This is a genomic window from Effusibacillus consociatus (genome assembly GCF_042652925.1).
In the GTDB taxonomy this organism is placed as follows: domain Bacteria; phylum Bacillota; class Bacilli; order Tumebacillales; family Effusibacillaceae; genus Effusibacillus; species Effusibacillus consociatus.
Genome location: NZ_JBHSHC010000104.1, coordinates 1 through 4,091 on the forward strand (window position 1 = coordinate 1; position 4,091 = coordinate 4,091).

A 4,091-nucleotide genomic window follows, 5' to 3' on the forward strand; every position below is an offset into this window, starting at 1 on the left:
ATAGCTTCACTGGGTTTAGTTTCCTATTGCCTTTAGAGGTACTCCCTGCCTCGGATATTTTCAGGGTAGACCTTGAAAATACGTTATCACTGAACTCGAATTTTTACCGCAGGTGGAGGGAGTGTTCAACATAATAAATGAGAGGTGATTTGAAGCACATTAATTCCAGATTGAAAATTTCGCGAGAAAGGTGTACCATGAATTTAGTTGTACTATGTGTGACTGGCGTAAACATGGGGACCCATGAGGGAGCACATAGATAGAATAAGCCGTACGCCTGGGCAAAGTATTTGATCGATGATCAAGTACTTTTTGTGTTTTAAGGGCATTTTTTGCACTAAGAACGGGACTGCATTATACTGGATTCGATAAAGTCTGCGAGCAGCCAGGGGGTGTTCGGATGTATCGTGTTCTCTTTGTGTGTACAGGCAATACATGCAGAAGTCCGATGGCGGAAGCCTTATTTCGAAGGAAACTGGAAGAACAGGGAGTCTCGAACATCGAAGTCCGTTCGGCCGGGGTGGCGGCAGTTGACGGGAGTCCGGCCTCCCATGGGGCGCTGGAAGCCTTGCGGCAGCGTCAAATTCAAGGGGACAAGCATCGTTCTCAGATGTTTACCGAGGAGCTTGGGCAATGGGCGGATTTGATTCTGACGATGACCTCGTCCCACAAAATTTTGCTTGGCGATCGCTTTCCCCAATACCTCGATAAAATGTTTACACTGAAAGAATTTGTGGGTGACTCCGATCACGATATTTCCGATCCTTTTGGCGGAAATCAAAGCGTGTACGAGGACGCGGCGCAGCAGATTGAACGGGCGGTCAGCAAACTTGTGGAAATGATGAAGCAAGGGTAGAATGAGCACTAGGGGGCGATGTTGATGCGGGTAGCAATTGCTGCGGATCATGGCGGTTACGCCTTGAAAGAACAGATGAAAAACGTATTGAAAGAACTGAATATGGAAGTTCATGACTTCGGGACAGACAGCGAGCAATCGGTCGACTATCCCGATTACGGTATCAAAGTCGCTGAAGGCGTAGCCAAGGGCGATTTTGATCGAGGCATTCTGATTTGCGGTACGGGGCTTGGCATGTCGATTGTGGCCAACAAGGTTCCCGGTGTTCGCTGTGCGGTGGTTCATGACTGTTTTTCTGCGAAAGCGACCCGTGAGCATAATGATACGAACGTTTTGGCAATGGGTGCCCGTGTGATCGGACCCGGATTGGCCGAAGAGATTGTCCGCATCTGGCTGACGACCGAATTTGCCGGCGGCCGGCATGAACAGCGGTTGGATAAGATCCGACTGATTGAAGAAAAGTATGGGCAAGAAGAGGGAGTCCGCGGATGTTAGATCTGCCCGGAATCACACAAGCCACTCGGCAGGTGATTGAGGAACTGCAGCAGAAGGCTCAACTCTCCGCTGAGCATATTTTGGTGATCGGTGCTTCCAGTTCGGAAGTGATCGGGGAAAAAATCGGCTCGGCCGGTTCTTCGGAGGCTGCAGCCGCGATCGTGGAGGCTGTGTTGGCCGCTCGTGACCAATATGGATTTCATGTCGCTTTTCAATGCTGTGAGCACTTAAACCGTGCTTTGGTTGTGGAACGCGACACGTTAAAAACGTTTGGACTCGAGGAAGTAACAGCGGTTCCCGTCCCGCAAGCGGGAGGAGCGGTCGCTTCCACTGCGTTTCGAAGCCTGAAACAGCCGGTACTGGCGGAACGAATTCAGGCTCATGCGGGGATTGATATTGGGGACACGTTTATCGGCATGCATTTGCGGCCGGTTGCGGTTCCGGTTCGTCCGAGCATTAAATCAATCGGACAAGCGCATGTAACCATGGCTGTAACCCGTCCGAAACTGATCGGCGGCGCGAGAGCTGTTTACATACTTTAAAGGTTGCCCCGCTAAGAGCGTTGCCCACGTCACCCATCAGAGTGACGCGAATCTTCGAAGCCTATTCCGAGTACTTTCACTCAAGAGTACTAGGTCACGCTATGGCACTGAAAGTGCCAAGTCGTGCCTTGAGGATGGGGACCCGGCAAGGAAGCGAGCGGGATAAAACATCATGTTTTAAGGGGAGAGAAAACCATGAAACATCTCAGACTGATTGACAAAGAAGTGGCAGAGGCGATTGACAAGGAACTGGGCCGTCAACGCAGCAAAATTGAGTTGATCGCTTCCGAAAACTTTGTTAGCCGAGCAGTAATGGAAGCAATGGGAACCGTGTTGACCAACAAATATGCGGAAGGGTATCCGGGCAAGCGCTACTACGGCGGATGCGAGTACGTAGACATTGTTGAGAATCTGGCACGCGACCGCGTGAAGCGAATTTTTGGAGCGGAACACGCGAACGTGCAGGCACATTCCGGTGCCCAAGCGAACACGGCTGTTTACTTTGCGTTCCTGAAGCCTGGCGATACAGTGCTTGGCATGAACCTGGCTCATGGCGGACATTTGACTCACGGAAGTCCGGTTAACATTTCCGGTCAGTACTACAATTTCGTTCCTTACGGAGTCGATGAAAATACACATCGAATCGATTATGACGTCGTTCGTCGTTTGGCGGAAGAACACAAGCCGAAGATGATCGTAGCAGGTGCGTCTGCTTATCCGCGCGTGATCGATTTCCCTGTACTTCGCGAAATTGCTGATTCTGTGGGCGCATACTTGATGGTCGACATGGCTCACATCGCAGGTCTTATTGCAACAGGGCATCATCCAAGTCCGGTTCCGTATTCGGACTTTGTGACTTCAACGACTCACAAAACATTGCGCGGTCCGCGCGGCGGATTGATCCTTTGCAAAGAGAAGTATGCGAAGGAAATCGACAAGGCCATTTTCCCTGGGATTCAAGGCGGTCCTTTAATGCATGTGATTGCTGCAAAAGCGGTTGCCTTCGGGGAAGTATTGCGTCCTGAGTTTGCCCAATACTCGCAAGCGGTAATCGATAATGCACAAGCGTTGGCCAAGGCGTTGACCGATCGTGGATTGAACCTCGTGTCCGGCGGCACCGATAACCATCTGATCCTGATCGACTTGCGGAACATTGGTTTGACAGGGAAAGAAGCTGAGCATCTGTTGGATGAGATCGGCATCACCGTCAACAAAAATGCGATTCCGTTTGACCCGCAAAGCCCGTTTGTCACCAGCGGTATCCGGATTGGTACGCCGGCTGCAACCTCACGCGGATTCGACCAGGAAGCAATGGTGGAAATCGCTGACATCATCAACCTCACCTTGCGGAATGGCAAGGACCAGCCGAGCTTGAACGAAGCGATGCGCCGTGTTCGGGCTTTGTGCGAAAAGTTCCCGATGTATGAGGGATTGGAGCAGGCGTAACAGATGAAATTTGTTAGCACCCGAAAGGGTGCTTTTTTTCTTACAACGGTCCAATTAACGTAGAATCGGAGGAACGGGCGGTTGCAATAGCGGATTTTCCAGACGTTATTTGTCTCCTTTTTCACTATAAACGGTTGAAAATCAATCAATAAGCACTCGAAAGTCCGTTTATGGATGGACCGTTTGGACTGAAGTCACATTTGCCCGTTTTATGTATGCTGATTAGTCCGTTGTGCCTTATGAGAGACTTGTGTATTTTTATACACAATAATGTATAATTATTTATAGAGGTGTAACATGATTCGTAATCTCGAGGAATTATCACTAAACGCTTGGCCTTAGGGCAGAATTGTGGAACAAAATGGTACAATTATTTTAAAACAAGCGAGGAGGAGATAAATATGCCGTTAAAAGTAGGAGATAGTATTAAGTTTGAACGGACTTTCACGGTAGAAGACGTTGAATTTTACAAAGGTTTCTGGTGATGAGGGGTCTCATCATGTTACCCCAGATGGACAGGGAAGACTGGTAATTCAGGGGTTACTAACTGCTGCATTGCCAACAAAAGTAGGGGGCGATAACAACGTACTCGCTCGTACTATGAATTTTGAGTTTTTAAGACCAGTATTTACGGGAGATACAATAATTTGTGAAGTAACAATTGAGAAATTCGAAAAGCAAGATAATAGAGTCTGTTCAAAAAGCCTTGAATTTGTCTAAAAAATAAAAATACACCTGAGCAGAAAACTGGT

Annotated in this window: 4 protein-coding genes, 1 pseudogene and 1 riboswitch; all 5 genes and pseudogenes read left to right on the forward strand. The window is 48.8% G+C overall.

Features of this window, described 5'->3' with window-relative positions; all coding sequences use genetic code 11:
* The first annotated feature begins 208 nt into the window (after positions 1 to 208).
* Positions 209 to 290, forward strand: a riboswitch (ZMP/ZTP riboswitch).
* A gap of 110 nt (positions 291 to 400) precedes the next feature.
* The 5 genes and pseudogenes from ACFO8Q_RS13695 to ACFO8Q_RS13715 all read left to right on the forward strand — a co-directional run bounded on the left by ACFO8Q_RS13695 (position 401) and on the right by ACFO8Q_RS13715 (position 4,059).
* Positions 401 to 856 (forward strand): low molecular weight protein arginine phosphatase, encoded by a 456-nt coding sequence (locus ACFO8Q_RS13695; RefSeq protein ID WP_380026375.1) that lies wholly within the window; start codon positions 401 to 403, stop codon positions 854 to 856.
* 24 nt (positions 857 to 880) lie between these two features.
* Positions 881 to 1,351, forward strand: a complete 471-nt coding sequence (gene rpiB / locus ACFO8Q_RS13700) for a ribose 5-phosphate isomerase B (protein ID WP_380026376.1) — start codon at positions 881 to 883, stop codon at positions 1,349 to 1,351.
* Positions 1,345 to 1,893 carry a TIGR01440 family protein gene (locus ACFO8Q_RS13705; RefSeq protein ID WP_380026377.1) on the forward strand — a complete coding sequence of 183 codons (549 nt, stop codon included), beginning with the start codon at positions 1,345 to 1,347 and terminating at the stop codon, positions 1,891 to 1,893. Before rpiB ends, ACFO8Q_RS13705 begins: the two co-directional genes overlap by 7 nt.
* Positions 1,894 to 2,088: 195 nt before the next feature.
* The gene (locus ACFO8Q_RS13710) at positions 2,089 to 3,339 is read left to right on the forward strand and encodes a serine hydroxymethyltransferase (protein WP_380026378.1); all 1,251 of its coding nucleotides are present in this window, start codon (positions 2,089 to 2,091) and stop codon (positions 3,337 to 3,339) included.
* A 401-nt stretch (positions 3,340 to 3,740) separates the two neighbouring features.
* Positions 3,741 to 4,059 (forward strand): annotated as a pseudogene (locus tag ACFO8Q_RS13715) (hotdog domain-containing protein).
* The last annotated feature ends 32 nt before the right edge of the window (positions 4,060 to 4,091 follow it).